At 65.2% G+C, this 16,420-nt stretch carries 13 protein-coding genes; 3 read left to right on the plus strand and 10 right to left on the minus strand.

Annotation, left to right across the window (positions count from 1 at the left end; genetic code table 11):
* Positions 1-67: 67 nt before the first annotated feature.
* From L979_RS06710 to galU, 4 genes are all read right to left on the minus strand, one after another.
* Positions 68-1,903 (minus strand): CYTH and CHAD domain-containing protein, encoded by a 1,836-nt coding sequence (locus L979_RS06710; RefSeq protein WP_047690763.1) that lies wholly within the window; start codon positions 1,901-1,903, stop codon positions 68-70.
* A gap of 20 nt (positions 1,904-1,923) precedes the next feature.
* Complete coding sequence (locus tag L979_RS06715) at positions 1,924-2,730, minus strand: hypothetical protein (RefSeq protein ID WP_052209611.1); 807 nt, start codon at positions 2,728-2,730, stop codon at positions 1,924-1,926.
* A 288-nt stretch (positions 2,731-3,018) separates the two neighbouring features.
* On the minus strand, positions 3,019-3,627 hold the full coding sequence (locus tag L979_RS06720; RefSeq protein WP_255349597.1) for a GNAT family N-acetyltransferase: 609 nt from the start codon (positions 3,625-3,627) through the stop codon (positions 3,019-3,021).
* A 20-nt stretch (positions 3,628-3,647) separates the two neighbouring features.
* Positions 3,648-4,562, minus strand: coding sequence for a UTP--glucose-1-phosphate uridylyltransferase GalU (galU, locus tag L979_RS06725; RefSeq protein WP_047690767.1), 915 nt, complete (start codon positions 4,560-4,562; stop codon positions 3,648-3,650).
* 217 nt (positions 4,563-4,779) lie between these two features.
* Here galU and L979_RS14535 point away from each other — a divergent pair, with 217 nt between their 5' ends.
* The 3 genes from L979_RS14535 to L979_RS14545 all read left to right on the plus strand — a co-directional run bounded on the left by L979_RS14535 (position 4,780) and on the right by L979_RS14545 (position 6,870).
* Positions 4,780-5,403, plus strand: a complete 624-nt coding sequence (locus L979_RS14535; RefSeq protein WP_156125460.1) for a 5-formyltetrahydrofolate cyclo-ligase — start codon at positions 4,780-4,782, stop codon at positions 5,401-5,403.
* 94 nt (positions 5,404-5,497) lie between these two features.
* A complete protein-coding gene (locus L979_RS15015; protein ID WP_047690769.1) occupies positions 5,498-5,917 on the plus strand; it encodes an FmdB family zinc ribbon protein in 420 nt (139 codons plus the stop codon).
* A 113-nt stretch (positions 5,918-6,030) separates the two neighbouring features.
* Entirely contained in the window at positions 6,031-6,870 is an 840-nt protein-coding gene (locus L979_RS14545; protein WP_081993958.1) for an SAF domain-containing protein, read from the plus strand.
* Between the two features lie 213 nt (positions 6,871-7,083).
* Here L979_RS14545 and L979_RS06745 read toward each other — a convergent pair whose 3' ends face one another.
* The 6 genes from L979_RS06745 to L979_RS06770 all read right to left on the minus strand — a co-directional run.
* Positions 7,084-11,211 (minus strand): hypothetical protein, encoded by a 4,128-nt coding sequence (locus tag L979_RS06745; protein WP_081993960.1) that lies wholly within the window; start codon positions 11,209-11,211, stop codon positions 7,084-7,086.
* 55 nt (positions 11,212-11,266) lie between these two features.
* Positions 11,267-12,910, minus strand: coding sequence for a glutamine-hydrolyzing GMP synthase (gene guaA, locus L979_RS06750; protein WP_052209616.1), 1,644 nt, complete (start codon positions 12,908-12,910; stop codon positions 11,267-11,269).
* A 33-nt stretch (positions 12,911-12,943) separates the two neighbouring features.
* Positions 12,944-13,546: a DUF3817 domain-containing protein gene (locus tag L979_RS06755; protein WP_047690771.1), complete on the minus strand. Its 603-nt coding sequence runs from the start codon at positions 13,544-13,546 to the stop codon at positions 12,944-12,946.
* 9 nt (positions 13,547-13,555) lie between these two features.
* Positions 13,556-14,521 (minus strand): SURF1 family protein, encoded by a 966-nt coding sequence (locus tag L979_RS06760; protein WP_047690773.1) that lies wholly within the window; start codon positions 14,519-14,521, stop codon positions 13,556-13,558.
* A gap of 53 nt (positions 14,522-14,574) precedes the next feature.
* Complete coding sequence (locus L979_RS06765) at positions 14,575-15,696, minus strand: GuaB3 family IMP dehydrogenase-related protein (RefSeq protein WP_047690776.1); 1,122 nt, start codon at positions 15,694-15,696, stop codon at positions 14,575-14,577.
* Positions 15,697-15,773: 77 nt separating this feature from the next.
* Positions 15,774-16,420: IMP dehydrogenase (locus tag L979_RS06770; RefSeq protein WP_047690779.1), on the minus strand; the 647-nt coding region annotated here is incomplete at its 5' end.

Here is a 16,420-nt window from a genome sequence, read left to right on the forward strand (position 1 = left end):
CAACGTGGGTACTCGAGGCGTTCGGTGGATTCGAAGACGGCCATGGGAGCTCCCTCAGTGTGGTTGATCAAGCGTCAGGTGACGTTTCCGACAGTAGCCTGTCAATCAGCTCGGGCGCACGCCGTTCGTAATCCTGGACCCGGGCACGTTCGTGTCCGTGCAGCAGACCCACGACGTAGCGGTCCCCGCCGGTGCGGATCAGCGAGCGCGCGGCAAAGGCGAACCAGTCATCCATCACGGCCGAATCCATCATCTGTGACAGCTCCGCCTGGATCTGCCCGGCGTTGTCCAGCAGACCCCGCCAGGACTTCTTGGGAACCAACCCGGTGGTGACAGCCAACCCATCCAGCCCGTAGCGCAGATTGCGCAGGGCCTTGCGGTGCGCGTGCACCAGATCCACCGCCTGGGAGATCTTGATCTGGGCATCCGGCAGCTCGATCTCGGGGTGCTCCGCCTGGTTGTCCTCTCCTGCGGGGCCCTCCTGCGTCACGGCAGCAGTCTCCTGCGCGGCGTCCTGCGAGCTGGGCAGGGTCTGGTCCGCTTCTGCCACTGCCCGGCTCCACCGCTTGACGGCCCGCGTGGCCAGCTTCTTGGTGGAAATCTCCCGGGCCTTGGGGTTCAATTCGATGCCCTCGGCCCAGGTAGCAAGGTCAGCCAGCAGCTGCATGTGCGCCTTGCTGTTGAGGTGACGGACAGCCGCGGCTCGCGTGGACTCACGGTTGGACTGTGCCAAGGCATTGAGCTGCCCCAGACCCGCACTGCTGACCTGCTCCCCCACCAGGGCAGCACGCTGCGGCAACAGTTCCACCACAACCTCAGCATCCCGGGCAGCAGAGAGCTGGTCACTGAAGGCAGCCAACTGTTCTGAGAGCTCCGGGTGTGATTCACCGGCCAGTTCCTGGCCCACTCCCTCGATCACGGCAATCAGGCGGCGGGTAGCCACACGCACCGCGTGCACACCCTCCGGATCGCCAATACGCAGCAGGAAATCGGCGTAGAGCAATCCCGCCACGGAGGTGTTGACCAGAACCCACACCTGGTCCTCAGCGGACTCTGGGGCCACCTGCTCCGGCTCCACCGCAGCAGGGTCTACGGGGGTCTCCTGTGCAGGGGTTGCACCCTTGTCGTTGAACTTGCCTTTGTCCTTGCCCTTGGACTTGCCCTTCTTCTTGGACTCGTCCTTTTTCTTGGCGTCGGCTTTCTGCTTGGACTTCTTCTTGTCGGCCTTGGACTCGTCCTTGGATCCGCCCACGGGATCGCCGTTCAGATCCGTGACAGTCACCGCGGCAGCGTCGTCGTCGGCACCCATCGCACGGGCGATCTTGGCTGCAGAGGCGGAGGGCTTGAGACCGCCGGCGAACAGCGCGGTTTCCAGCTCCTCGAACACAGCGGTACCGTCTGCACCGCTGCCGTTGACCAGCTCGACCTCGTACTCGGACCAGGAACGCTTGAGACCGGCGCGCTCGTCCGTGGCCACGACGTCGTCAATGCAGATCTCTGCCACGTGGCCAAAATCCGGGTGCTGCACATTGAGCACCTGACGGTTGTTGACCACCGTGGCCAGGGGCTCCAGCTCCTGCCCGGCCAACAACCCGGCAACATACTGCTTCATCTGCGCAGGCAGACGGTCAGAGGTCTTCAGCATGGGCACGTGAAGTTCGTGCTTGCCCATCTGATCCCGGTACTTCAGGTGCCAACCGGCATCCGGCCCACCCTTGCGGCGTCGCAGAACAATGCCGAAGGCCGCCAAGCGGTTGCCCGGGGTGTCAAAGTAGACGGCGTGGAGATCACGCGGTACCTGCTCCGGCTCCACGGTGAGGACAGGAAGTGTGCTCCAGTCCAGTTCCGCACCGGCCGGCACTTCGTACTTGCGCTCGACCTCCAACTGCACGTTCGGGGTCATGAGAATCCTTTGGGTGGGGATCAGGCGCGGCGACGGTTCAGGACGTCATCCACATTGATGCCTGGGGTCTTGGCAGCAGGCTCGGGTGCCTTGGCAGCATCCTTCAGGCTCTGGCCGCGATCAGCAACAGGGGCCTGGGGAACTTCCAGAGCCTTGGGTGCCTCACGGTGAGCCACGGCCGTGCGGGCGTAGGTGGGCTTGGGAACCAGAGTGGGCTCCCACGTCCGGTTGGCGGACTGGGCTGCCACCTGACGCGCGGCGGCCACCAACTCGTCATGGGTGGGGATCTCCCGCGCCACCTTGGTGGGCGCTGCCACCTCAAGGTCGGCATCCGTCAGTTGCTCGGGCAGCTCCTGCGGAGCCTGTTCGGCTGCGGGCAAGCTGTAGCTGCCCTGACCGGAGTCCTCGGCAAACCGGAGGTCATCCAGGAAAGCCTGGTCCTCCGGCAGGTCAAGATCTGCGCGCTCTTGCTGTTCGCGGCGCACAGACTCCTGTGCCATGTGTTCCTCGTTGTTGAAAACAGTGGCACGGGTGGCTGATGAGGCTTCGGCCACGCTGCCCGTTGCGGTACCTCCCGTGACTCCAGCAGCACGCTCGCGGCGTTCCTGCACGGCCAGGTAGCGCAGGGCCGCAATGGACCCCGCTCCCACCAGAACCAGGAACACCGGCCACGGCCAGGTCACCGCAACGGTCAGCGGTGCCAAGATTCCCGTGATGATGGCCAGGAAGAGAGCAGCGCAGCCCAACAAGAAGATGATGGTGCGATCCCACTTGATGCTCAGGCCCTCGAAGGCGGTCTCCACCTTCTTGGTCGCGCTGATGGCCATATCCTGACTCCTTGGGGGTCATCAGCCACGGGCTCAGGTGTACCCGGGACTGGTTGTGCAGAGAATGCTCGGCGTTGGCGGGAAGTGGATCACGAGCTGCCCCTGGCCAGTACATGGACTTGTGCCGTTGGAGCCGCCGGATCGGGTACAACAATATCGGAGAATCACACCCGTGTAATGCCAGATCCCAGGTGTGTCCGGTCAGTTCTTGAACCCACCTGCCGAGACCTCCGTTCGAGCCCTCTCTGCGGCCTGAAACGGGCCGAAACGGAGGTCTGGGCAGAGGTCTCAGCGCACCGTGATGCCAGTCTGCGTACCCGTGAACTTCCTCACCAAGCCACCCGGAACCTCCGGTGCGGTCAGAGCGAACGCTCGATGATCCGCCCACTGCCCCGCAATGTGCAGGTAGTTCCGGTGGTAGCCCTCCTCCCGGAACCCCAGCTTCTCCACCACCCGCAAGGAAGCCGTGTTCTCCGGACGGATGTTGATCTGCATCCGGTGCAGTTTGCGGTGCTGGAAGCAGAAGTCGGTTGCCATGGCCACAGCCATGGGCGTGATCCCCCGTCCGGCCTGGCGATGATCCACCCAGTAGCCCAGGGAGGCGGAGCGAAATGCCCCCAGGATGATGGAGGAAACCGTCAGCTGCCCCACCAAGTCGTGGTGGCCGGTCTGCGGGTCACGCTCCGTGATGACCCACGGCAGACTTCCACCGGCGCGGGCATCACGGTTCTGATCACGCACGAACCGCCTGAACGACGGCAGTCGTTCAGACGGTTCGGGTTGGGAGGCTTCCCACGGTGCCAGCCACTCCCGGTTGTGCCACCGCACTGCATCCCATTCAGCGCGGTCACTCATGCGCATGGGCCGCAGCAGCAGGTCTCCCCAGGACAAGCTCACGGGCCAATGGGCCCCCGCGGTCACTTGGCGTCGAGTCCCTCCACGAACTCCACCAGCCACTCACGCAGCTCCGGACCCAGGTCCTCACGCTCGGAGGCAATGGTGATGTTCGCCTTGATGTAGGAGAGCTTGTCACCGGTGTCATAACGGCGGCCACGGAAGACGACGCCGTACACGCCGCCGCCTTCGCCCTCACGGCCGGCCAGTTCCTGCAGGGCATCCGTCAACTGAATCTCGTCACCGGCGCCGGGCTCGGTGTGCTCCAGGACCTCAAAGACGTCCGGGTGCAACACGTAACGGCCAATGATCGCCAGGTTGGACGGGGCCTCTTCCGGCCTGGGCTTTTCCACCAGGCGGTTGACCTTGACGTAGTCCTGGCCCTCCACCACGGAGACGTCGGCACAGCCGTAGGCGCTGATGGCCTCCTGCGGAACCTCCATCAGGGCGATCACGGTGGCCCCCGTGGTCTCCTGCACCTTGATCATGTCGGAGAGCAGGGTCTCCTTCTCGTCAATCAGGTCGTCACCGAGCAGGACGGCAAACGGCTCCTGACCCACGTGGGTCTTGGCGCGCAGCACGGCGTGGCCCAGGCCCTTGGGATCACCTTGCCGCAGGTAGTGCAGATCCCCCAGGTCAGAGGCATGCTGAACAGCTTCCAGCAGCTTGGTCTTGCCGGAGGCCTCCAGCTGATCCTCCAGGGAGGGGATCCGGTCGAAGTGGTCTTCCAGAGCACGCTTGGAGCGGCCCGTGATCACCAGCAGGTCATCCAGACCTGCGTCCACGGCTTCCTGCACCACGTACTGAATGGCGGGGCGGTCCACCACGGGCAGCATCTCCTTGGGAGTGGCCTTGGTGGCGGGCAGGAAACGAGTGCCGAGCCCTGCAGCGGGCAGAACGGCCTTCCGGACGGGGTGCTTCACGTTTTCTTGGGTCATGGGGCTGAGAATATCTGACATGCACCACTTAACCGAGGGTGTGCTGAATCTCCATCACCACGGGACGGCCTACAAAACCACTCTGGGAACTGTGTGCGAGCGGGCCACCGAGTCACGTCCACCTAGCCCGATACATGCACTCGAGTGAGCCGCGACGCATGTGAGAGCGCACCACGTCACCCACACTGTGGACGAACCCAGCCGGGAGATCTTGTTCATGAACCAACATCTTGACCGACACGAAGCCAAGAAGAACTTGCGCCGCACCATCCGAAGGCAGCGCCAAGGCCTCACGCAGCCCTTCCGTTCCCAGGCAGCTGCCGGTTTTCGCAGTGGGTTGGACCAGCTGTGCCAGGAGCTTCCAGTGGGCCCGGTCCTGGCATACCTGCCCACGGAACAGGAACCACCCCTGCGCCCGGCCCTGGAGAAACTTCAGCTCACCCGTCAGGTCTGGTTGCCCGTGGTCCAGCCCGAACGGCAACTGCTGTGGGTCCGCTGGTCCCCTCAGACCCGGTTCCGCCCCACCGGTCCCGGCGGGCTCATGCAACCCGTTGGGCCTGCATTGCCCGCCCCGCAGCGTCCCGCACTGGTTCTGGTCCCTGCCATGGCCATCGACGACGACGGTGTACGGCTGGGGATGGGTGGTGGGTATTACGACATTTTCTTGGCTGACCTCAATGGCTTGGCTGAGGCGAACCGCGATTGCGTCCCTCCCGCGGCCCAAGTGGCCTGCGTGTTCCACCAGGAGGTCCTGCCTACCGGGGCAGTACCCGCTGACCCGTGGGACGCACGCATTCCGATGGTGCTCACCGAACGCGGAGTCCGGGATCTGAGCGCGTAGAATCTTGAGCCGACCTCCAGCCCGCTCCGGTGTTCCCGGAGGCCCGGGCGCGGGACCATTCGCGCCATTCCACAGAACACACCAGGAGTTCTCCGTGCCCGTTTACGCCTACAAGTGCAAGGACTGTAACCACCAGTTCGATCTGCGTCAGTCCTTCTCAGATCCCGCCGTGAAGGTCTGCCCTGAATGCGGCGGTGAGGTGCGTAAGCAGTTCAACTCGGTGGGTGTGGTGTTCAAGGGATCCGGTTTCTACCGCAATGACTCCCGAGACTCCGGCAAGAACACCTTTAGCGCGTCTGGCAACTCCGGTCATTCCAATGGCTCGGCAAAGTCCGATGGCTCCGGTGGTTCCAATGGCTCTGGCAGTTCCAACGGCTCGGGCAGTTCTGGCAGCAGTGGATCAGGCAGCGGCAGTGGGTCCTCCGGCTCCTCCGATTCGTCATCGTCATCGGGGTCCTCCAGCTCTTCCAGTGGCTCCCGGACCACCAGCACGTCTGGTTCATCCGGCGCCTGAGTCCAGCCCTGGCGACTCCACAAGTCCCATGGCCGGTGCGGAACGGCCCACCTGCATCCACATATTGCGGTGCCCCACTGATGTGATCAACCGGTGATCCTTACCGTGCTGACATGCGCACCACAAGGACCACCTCATCACGCAGAACACGAAAGTCGCGGCCCACGTATCCCCTGGCCTTGCAGCTGCGCACCGCCATCTCCCGCAAACGCCGCCTGGTGGCTGCAGCCCTGTTGAGCCTTGCCGCAGCCCTGATCATCCTGGTGTTGAGTCCCGGGGATCGTGACACCGTGCCCGTGGTGGTGGCCGCCAAGTCCCTGGGAGCAGGCACGGTGCTGGCATCCGGTGATCTGACGGTGGCTCAGTACCCGGTGGATCTGGTTCCCGCAGGCAACACGGAGAACACATCCTCCACCTCACAGGCTTCTGCCGTGGACGGCTCAGCGGAGGTGATCAGTCCTCCAGCATCCTCGGATCGGGTGGAGGACTGGGTGGGGCGCACGTTGTCCACCGCAGTGGTTGAAGGCCAGCCACTGACGGTTGCCAGTGTGGTGGGCCCTGACCTGCTGGCAGGCCAGCCTGAGGGAACCACGGCCGTGACTGTCCGGGTGGCCGACCCCGGCGCGCTTACTCATCTTCGACCAGGCCAACGCGTGGACCTGGTGCACCGGTCCACCACCAACTCCGTGGATCAGCCCGAACCCAGCCCCTCGAGCTCCCCGGAGGCCGACGCCAATCGCAGCGTGGTGGCTCGTGACGTCACCGTGCTCTGGGTGGCCGACCCCGTGGAACCCAGCACGGGATTCCTGTCATCTGCAGGCGGATCGGAACAGGACCTTCTGGTGGTCGGGGCAGACTCCCCCACGGCTCAGGCGATCGCTGCCAGTGACACCAAGGAGCTTGTTCCCGTTCTGGTGGCCCTCAACCCCAGTGGGGAGGCCGCTGCGCCCTGATCCATTGATCGCGGGCATCGGTTCCCGCCTCCAGGTCCTGAGCGCCCTCCGGATCGGTTGTCTGCTCTCCCAACCCGGCCCACCGCGGTTCCCGGTCAGTTCCCGTGCTCGGAGCGCGATCCCCGGAACCACCGCTGCCGGTGGATCTGGGCGAGGTTGAACCGCCGGAGGCACGCCGTGTGCCGCGCGCCGGCCTGGATCGTGGCCCCTGAGTCACGAGGTGCTGTGCTCCGATCCCGCCGACTGGCTCTGCCGGGCCCCGGACAAACCCAAGTAGCGCCGGATCAGCTCTGCCACGGTGTCCGGGTCCGTGAACACCTCGATGGTCCACAGCGTCAGGTAGTTCCAGCCGGCCCGTTCCAAACTTTGCGGGCGCAGTCGGGCACGCTCCCGAACGGACATCCGGGCGGAGTGCTCGGAGCCATCCGATTCAACGGCCACGGGAATGCGCAGCGGTTGCCCTTCTTCCCGACGACGCCCACTGACCACCGCCCCGGCAGACATGGACTCGGCGGATTCGGACCATGCGATCAGATCGATCATGTCCTGGAAGTGATGGCGCACCACGGCTCCGCGCTGCACCAGGCGGCGTGACAGGTCTTGGACCAGGGCGTCCTCGTGCACGGCAGCATCTGCCAGGTCCATGGGATCGTGCACCACAGCTCGCGGCTGCGGATCAGCGGCCTGCAGCGCCTCTGGGCCATCCGCACCGTCAGGGGTTTCGGTGTCAGAGGACTGAGGCTCGGAGTCATCCGCCGATCGAGTTTCTCGGCTGATGGTGGGTTCATCGGAGGCGTCATCGCGCACCAGGGAGAGCACCGGACGCTTGAGAGTCTCCTCACCGGAGGAGGTCTCAGGTCCATCGGTCCCTGCAGCGTCGTCGTCGGGGTCGTTGTGCGGATCGGGGTCGTTGTGCGGATCGGGGTCCTCTTGCGGCACCAACGGAGCCAGCTCCACGGCCTCGCGGACGTTTCCGGCCTCCTCCAGCCGCTCCAGCAGCCGGTGGAAGTCACGTGCTCCATGTTGCAGCGTGTGCTGTTCAACGTCCTGGGGGCGGATGGAGGAGACCACCAAGGTCTGGTGGCGCGCCCGGGTCAGCCCCAGCACAAAGTTCTGCCGTCCGTGACGCTCGGAGAGCTCACCGAAATACGGGGCGACCACACCGTCCTGCGTGGCACCAAATCCCAGGCTGAAGATGATGGTGTCACGCTGAAGCCCCACGGCCCGGTGCAGATCCACCACGCGGAAAGGCTCATTGCCGGCCTTGAAGAACTCGGCCACCTCCGGACGTTGCGCCAACACGGCGCGCAGTCCCTGCGCCACTCGGTTGGCATGCGTGGCGCTGGGGGTCACCACGGCCAAAGAGCGCTTGGGAGTCTGAGTGGCATGGCGCAGAATCAGCTGCACCACCCGGCGAACCTCCGCGTTGGGCGACTGAACACCTTCACGTCCGGCGGTCTCCACCCCCGTGCCGTCCTCCACGTACTCCACCTGGAGCATGGGCCTGCCCCCGATGACCGCATCCGCAGTGGGCATCCGAGTGAGTTGGGAGTCATAGAAATCCTGATTCAACTGGGTGAACAACTCAGCGTCCATGTCCCGGTACATGGTGCTCAGCACCCGCTCGGGCACCACACGGGCCAAGGCATCGTAGGCTGAGTCGATCTCCGCCGGCGCGGGGCGCTGGGCAGAAGTCATGGGCGCCACCGTGAACGGCTGGGGAACGCCCAGGGCCGGGTCACCGAAAACCACCACCTGGTTGGCTCGAGTGACTGCAGGCAACACGGAGGCCAGCGGGGAGGACTCACCGTCCAGGACCACAACGGCATCCACGTCCACGTCCTCCGGAAGGGCCGCGGAGAGCACCAGAGGGCTGGCCGTCCACACCGGCACCAGCGAGCCCACCAGCGGTTCACACGCTCGCAGCAATTGGTGCAGGGGGGCTGACCCCACCCGCAGCATGTCCCGCAGCTGCCCGGCTGCTTCCGGGTTCTCGCTCACGGTGGTGTGCCAGCGTTGCGCCAGGGACCACTCCAACCGGGACGGCCCGGAGGAAATGTGTGCCCAGTCCGCACGTCGGAACTGCTGCTCGGCCACCCGCAGGGAGGGGCCATCGGTCATGGGCAGGAAGTCGTCACCGGTGATCATGGCCTCCAGGATCGACTGCCACCAGGCGAGGTCGAACTCCTGGGACACCTTGTCCTTGGGCGTCCGATGCTTGATGAGGTTTTCAATGAACTCACCCAAGCCCCGGTCCCGCAGCCCCTCCAGCAGAAGGATGCGTTCGGGGATGGTGGCCAGGTTGTCTTCGTCGTCGATCAGGTCGTTGAGGACTTCACGCAACACCGTGGCGTCCCGGTCCATTAGACCCCGGCCGGTCTCCGAGCCGTCCAGAGCCACCGCCAGGCCCTCCAGGTCCTGCATGAACCGGGCATGGACGGCTGCGATCTCATCGATCTCTTCTGACACGCTGGGCTGTTCCAACGTGGAGGACCAGGAACGCCATCGGTCGCGTTCGGACTGGACCTTGACCAACGCCGAGTGGAGGTCCGGCAGGTGAACGCCGGGGCGGATGTATTCCTTGGCGGCCTTGCGCAGACGGGAACGCTGCAGACCGGACATGGCGATGGCATGATCCTTGCGCCAGGAAGACCCTGCCGTGGCGGCAATCAGATCGGTCACCGGGCGGTCAAAGATGTCTGGCGTGAAGCGCTTGAGCGAGTCCCCGACCTCCTGGAGCAGCCGCAACTGCTGACCCCACTCGGGTACCGTTGCCGCTGCCGGCAGATCGGAGACGGCCAGCACCTTGCGCATGCCGGTCTCCAACGTGGTGAGCTCCAACAACAGAGATTGCGCCAGGTGGCGGGCCTGGCGTGTCTCGTCCTCGTTGATCAGGCGCGCACCCTCCCACGGGCCCTCCAGTGTGGAGGCCTCAAAAGCCCCGAGCTCGGCAGCCCGCTCCAACTGCCGCGTGATTTCCTGGCGGTGGGCGGAGGCATCCAGCACCCCACGGGAGAACCGGACCTTGGTGCGCGGCCCGTCCGGGCGGGAGGTCAGATCAGCAAGAGCCTGCATGGCCTGATACGGGGAGGCACCCCACCGGGTGCGGTGGGAGTGCAGGGACTGCATGTGTCCGGCCAATTTTGCGCGGGTGGAGCGCAGCTGCTCGTGCAAGGCAGCAAGGTCCGGTTCATCGGCGCGTTCATTGCGGGTGATGGCGGCAATCAGCTGCTGGGCGACGTCCTCACCGGTCAGGTGTGATCCCAACTTCAGCACGGTGGAGCTCAAGCCCAGCATCTCGAACCCGCGGTGGAAATCCGCCAGGGTGGAGCGGCGTTCGGCCAGCACCAACACCGAGCGTCCACGAGCCACCAACGCACCGACGGTGTTCACAGCCGTGGCGATCTGCCCGGTGCCCGGTGCCGCCTTGACCACAAAAGAATGCCCCTCGGTGGCCAGATCCACCACGTCCTGCTGGGAGGAATCCGCATCCAGCAACAGCAGTTCGTCGTCGGGGTCCCGGTGGTCCAGGGGGGCTGCCGTGGAGTGGATCGGCTGAACCCGGGGTACCTGGGAACCCGGTTCCTTCAGCTGAGACAGGTCCCGGACCAACGGCGTGCGTGCAGGCACGCGGTCATCCGAGGGCCGATCATGCACATCGGCAAAAGTGGAGACCAGCAGACAGTGTTCAACGTGCATGCCCGGCACCCCGGCGGCCACCGCGCGCAAGGTTTCCAGGACGGGCGCTGGATCCAGGCGGCGGGTTCCGTAGGCCAACCGGGCGAGTTCACCGGTGCTGAGGTCAACATTGTGATCGGCCAGCAACCGCCGTACCAGGGCGGGGTTCATCCGGGCCGGACCCACCAGTTGGAGGTCGAAGTCACCGTGATCCGCACGCGGCTTGATGGTGATCGGGGCCAGAAGCACGGGTGCGATGAACCGCTTCTCCGCGCTCAACTGCCCCGCCCCCGCGGCCGACCCCTTGGGCCCCTTGCCCGCGGGCCCCTGGTACAACCACGACGCCGTCCCCGCCGCCAGGTAGGCCGCATCCAGGCCGTGCTGGGTGGAGAGCTCGTGCACCTTGGTGCGCAAGGCCTGAGCCGCCGTGGCGGCGCGGGAGAACTCGTGTGGTTCCCTGAGGATGGTGGACAGCCGGGTGGGTCGGCTCATCAGAAGCTGCGCCTGACCGGAGGAGTTGGCCTCCGTGAGGTCAATGCAGACGTTGTCCACCTGGTTGAAGTCCAGCAACGTGTCCGGGCCCGTGTAGGCGTCCATCTGACGGGTCCAGGCGTGCAGAGAGACGGTGCCCTGGGTGGTGGGCGTGGTGGACGAGGGGGACAATGCTTCTCCTGACGAATTCAAGCTCGTGAGACGTTTGGCGGGTGGGGTTACCGCGTCACTCCCATTCGATGGTTCCGGGCGGCTTGGACGTCACGTCCAGCACAACTCGGTTGATCTCCTCCACCTCATTGGTGATCCGATTGGAGATCCGGGCCAGCAGATCGCTGGGCAAACGGGACCAGTCGGCCGTCATGGCGTCCTCACTGGAGACCGGGCGCAGCACGATCGGGTGACCGTAGGTGCGGCCATCCCCCTGGACGCCCACCGAGTGGACGTCTGCCAACAGGACCACCGGCATCTGCCACACCTGGTCGTCCAGACCGGCCGCGGTCAGTTCGGCGCGGGCGATGGCATCGGCCCGGCGCAGAATGTCCAGGCGGTGTTCGGTGACCTCTCCGATGATGCGGATGCCAAGTCCCGGTCCCGGGAACGGCTGCCGGCCCACAATGGTTTCCGGCAGGCCAAGTTGACGGCCCACCTCACGGACCTCGTCCTTGAACAGTTCGCGCAGCGGCTCCACCAGTTCGAACTCCAGGTCCTCCGGCAGACCACCCACGTTGTGATGGGACTTGATGGTGGCAGCACCCTCACCACCACCGGATTCCACGATGTCCGGGTACAGGGTTCCCTGCACCAGGTAACCCACCTTGGCGCCGTCGGCCTTGGCATCCAGCAGCACCTGAGCCTCAGCGGCTTCAAAGGCACGGATGAACTCACGGCCAATGATCTTGCGCTTGGTTTCCGGGTCCGTGACACCGGCCAAGGCACTCAGGAAGCGGTCCGCCTCCCTGGCGATGTGGAGGTTCACACCGGTGGCGGCCACGTAGTCCTGTTCCACCTGTTCAACCTCATCCTGGCGCATCAGACCGTGGTCCACCAGAACACAGGTCAGGCGGTCCCCGATGGCTCGCTGCACCAGTGCTGCCGCCACGGCTGAGTCCACACCACCGGAGAGGCCGCAGATGGCTCGCCCCTCCCCCACCTGCTCGCGGATCTTGGTGACTTCACGCTCAATGATGTTTTCCGTGGACCAGGTGGGCTTCAGCCCAGCGATCTGGAACAGGAAGTTGCGCAGCACCTGCTGGCCGTACTGGGAGTGGCGGACCTCCGGATGCCACTGCACACCGGCCAACTTCCGGGACTCGTCCGCGAACGCCGCCACGGGTGCACCGGGAGTGGAGGCCAGCACCGTGAAGCCCTCGGGTGCCTGAGTCACCGAATCCCCGTGACTCATCCACGCCACCTGGGTGGCGGGAGTCCCTTCCAGGATCGACGACGGTTCGGCCCCGTCCGTGACGTCCACGGCAACGTCCGTGGAGCCGTATTCGCGTGCCCCAGTCTTGGCCACCGTTCCACCGAGTGCCTGGGCCATGACCTGAAACCCGTAGCAGATGCCGAACACGGGCACACCGGCCTGGAACAAGGCGGCGTCGCACTGTGGAGCGCCTTCGGCCCACACGGAGGAGGGACCGCCGGAGAGGATCAGTACCGAGGGGTTCTTGGCCAGGATCTCCTGGGTGCTCAGCGTGTGCGGAACGATCTCCGAATACACGTCAGCCTCCCGGACACGCCGGGCAATCAGCTGGGCGTACTGGGCGCCGTAGTCCACGACGAGCACGGGCCCCTGCTGGAGGCCGTCCGGAGAAGTTGCTGCGGATGGGTGGGCCGGTTCAGTTGAGTGCGAGGTCACGGCCGTCATTCTAGGTCAATCCGCCCCCGCACTTCTGCCGATTCAGTAGCGCTTGGCGGCCTTGGGGTTGGCAGCGAGCTCTGCCGTGGTGGTGCGGTGGATCTTGCGTTCCACAAAGAAGGACAGGAAGGGCACCACACCGCCCAACGCCATGACGATCAGCTGCGGGAACGGCCAACGCATCATCAGCCAGATCCGGAAGCAGGAGAACAGGTACACCACGTAGAACCAACCGTGAATGATCAGGATCCAGGTGGAGATGTTCACCCCGCCCTCAATGCTCATCAACTCGTTGTTGCGCATGCCCAACACGTTCGACTCACCCGTGGCCGCCCAGGTGCCCCCGGCGATGAGGTCATACCCAAAGCCGTAGCGGGTGATCATCTCCGCCACCAGCAGCAGCAGGAACGTACCTGAGACCCAAGCACAGACCATGTAGAACCACAGCGCACCGCGGATCTGGGACTCGGTTCCGCCAAAGCGGCGTCTGGTACGAATGGCAGCCGAATCGGGGCCGCCGGGGCGCGACGCCTTGTTGGGGTCAGCGCCTGCCGGCACCGGCACCCGTACTCCGTCAGGGCGTTCCTGTGGGCGCGCGGCAGCGGAGTCGGTGGGCGAACCCGCGCGGTCAGTTGGCTGAGTCATGGCGTGGTGTCACTTTCTGTTCGTCTCCGGGCGGCCGGCACCGGACTCAGCCGGTTCTTGGTCGTCAAAGAAGTAGTAGGCCTGCGCAACGGGGTCGTAGTAGTAGTAACGCCCGGTCTGCTCATCCCAGTAGTACGGAGTTTCTTCCCCGCCCAGGACAAACCAGTCCTCGGGGTCGGTTTGGCGCTTGTGGTCATCGGCCACGGAGCGGTACCAGATCCACAGGGCGAACGCTGCAAAAACGATCCATTCCACGGCGTAGAACAGGTTCAGCCAGTTCACGGAGGTGTCCGTGGGCTGCTGGTCCACCTGGACCACCTGGAGTCCTGAGCTGAGCAGTTCACCGTCCTGGGGCAGGGTGCCGTCGTCGTTGATCTGGGGGCCGTCAGCCGCCGTGGACTCGGCTTCTGCTGTGACGAATCCGGAGTAGACGGGAGCATCCCACACGTTGGTCAGTTGCGCCGGGGACAAACTGCGGTACACGCCCGGGTCCTGGTCCTCGGTGGACAGCGGCGCCTCGGGTGGCAGGAATCGCCCCACCACCACGACGTCGCCTGACGGGACGTGAATCTCCTGGGCCGCCTCCGGCTCGGAAATCCAGCCGCGCACCACGGGGATGACCATGTCCTGACCCGCATCCGACCATTGCCCGGCCGAATCCGTGACGGTCAGTGCATCCACCACCCACCATCCGGTCTGGCCGTTCTGGATCCGGCCGTCGACCAGAACTGTGGAGTCCTCCCGGTAGGAGCCTTCGGCCTCCACGGCTTGGTCCGCGAATGAGGCCAGTGCAGGTTCCCCGGCCGGAATGGCGTTGACCAGCGGTTGTACCGTCTCCTTGGCGGGGTCGAAGACCGTGCGGCCCTCCTCGCTGGAGCTCAGCTGCCAGCGACTGAGCAGCACAAACACGGTGGCGATGCTCAGACAGACCGCCAGAACGATCAATGACTTGGGTCTGAGAGCTGTCCGGAACACCGTGTCAGTCTAGTGATCGCATCCGGGGGTCATCCAATCCAGATCCGGGCGGCTCAGCCGCGGACCACGACCTCCGAACGCTGGAAGGACTTCAGATCGGTGTACCCGGTGGTGGCCATGGCACCACGCAGTGAGCCCACCAGGTTGGAGGTCCCGTCCACGTGGTAGGAGGGCCCACGCAACAACTGTTCCAGCGGTGCCACGGACCCCACGTGGGTCCGGGCCCCGCGCGGTAGCTCCGCGTGGTGGGCCTCAGCACCCCAGTGGTAGCCCTGCCCCGGAGCCTCTTCCGCCCGTGCCAGGGCGGTGCCCAGCATGACGGAATCAGCGCCCATGGCCAGCGCCTTGACGATCGAACCGGAGGTGCCCAAACCGCCGTCGGCAATCACGTGGACGTATCGGCCACCGGATTCATCCAGATAGTCCCGGCGGGCGGCAGCGACGTCGGAAATCGCGGAGGCACCGGCGGCGTGGATGCCCAGGACGTGCTCGGTACGGGCAGCGGCTCCGCCACCCAGGCCCACCAGGACACCGGCTGCACCGGTGCGCATCAGGTGCAGTGCAGGGGTGTACCCGGCGGCACCTCCCACGATCACGGGAACGTCCAGGTCATAGATGAACTTCTTGAGATCCAGCGGCTCCTGGGCCTCGGAGACGTGCTCGGCAGACACCGTGGTCCCCCGGATCACAAACAGGTCCACGCCGGCTTCCAGCACGGTGCGGTAGTGCTCCTGGGTGCGCTGCGGGGTGAGAGCACCGGCCACGATCACACCGGCCTCACGGATTTCCCGCAGGCGTTCGGTGATGAGTTCGGGCTGGATGGGTTCGGCGTAGATCTCCTGCATGCGGCGGGTGGCTGCAGAGACGTCGTCGCCGGGCAGATCCGCGATCTCGTTCAGCAGCGGCTGGGGGTGCTCGTAACGGGTCCACAAACCTTCCAGGTTGAGCACTCCCAGGACACCCAACTTGCCCATGGCGATCGCGGTGGCAGGTGAGGTCACCGAGTCCATGGGCGCACCGATGAACGGGGTGTCAAAGGAGTAGGCGTCGATCTTCCACGCAGTGGAGACCTCACGCGGGTCCCGAGTGCGCCGGGAGGGCACCAGTGCCACCTCGTCCAGGGAGAAGGTCCGGCGGGCGCGCTTGGAGCGGCCGATCTCAATGTCCAGATTCATGTTCAATGGTCTGCGTCCTGATCAGTTCGGTACGGGCTTGCACCCGGTGGTCTGGGCCTTGATGTGACTCGTGCGGTTCAGCGCCGGTAGTTGGGGGCTTCCACTGTCATGGAGATGTCATGCGGGTGGGATTCCTTCAGCCCTGCCGGTGTGATCCGGACAAACTGCCCCTTGTGCTTGAGCTCAGAGATGTCAGAGGCACCGGTGTAGAACATGGTCTGCCGCAGGCCACCGTCCAGCTGGTGCAGCACGGAGGCCAGCGGGCCGCGGTAGGGCACCTGGCCCTCAATGCCTTCCGGGATCAGTTTCTCGTCAGAGGAGACATCTGCCTGGAAGTAGCGGTCCTTGGAGAAGGAGGTGTTCCCGGCGCGGGTCTGCATGGCCCCCAGGGAACCCATGCCGCGGTAGGCCTTGAACTGCTTGCCCTGCACAAAAATCAGATCCCCAGGGGATTCATCGGTGCCGGCTAACAGGGACCCCACCATCACCGAGTCGGCTCCGGCCACCAGGGCCTTGCCGATGTCACCGGAGTGCTGGAGGCCGCCGTCAGCAATCAGGGGAATCCCTGCGGGGATGGCTGCCTTGGCGGATTCGTTGATGGCGGTCACCTGGGGAACACCCACACCGGCGATCACGCGGGTGGTGCAGATGGAGCCCGGACCCACACCCACCTTGATGGCATCCGCCCCGGCCTCGATCAGGGCCTGGGCACCTGCGCGGGTGG

It is taken from the genome of Kocuria sp. ZOR0020 (assembly GCF_000800955.1).
Taxonomy (GTDB): domain Bacteria; phylum Actinomycetota; class Actinomycetes; order Actinomycetales; family Micrococcaceae; genus Kocuria; species Kocuria subflava.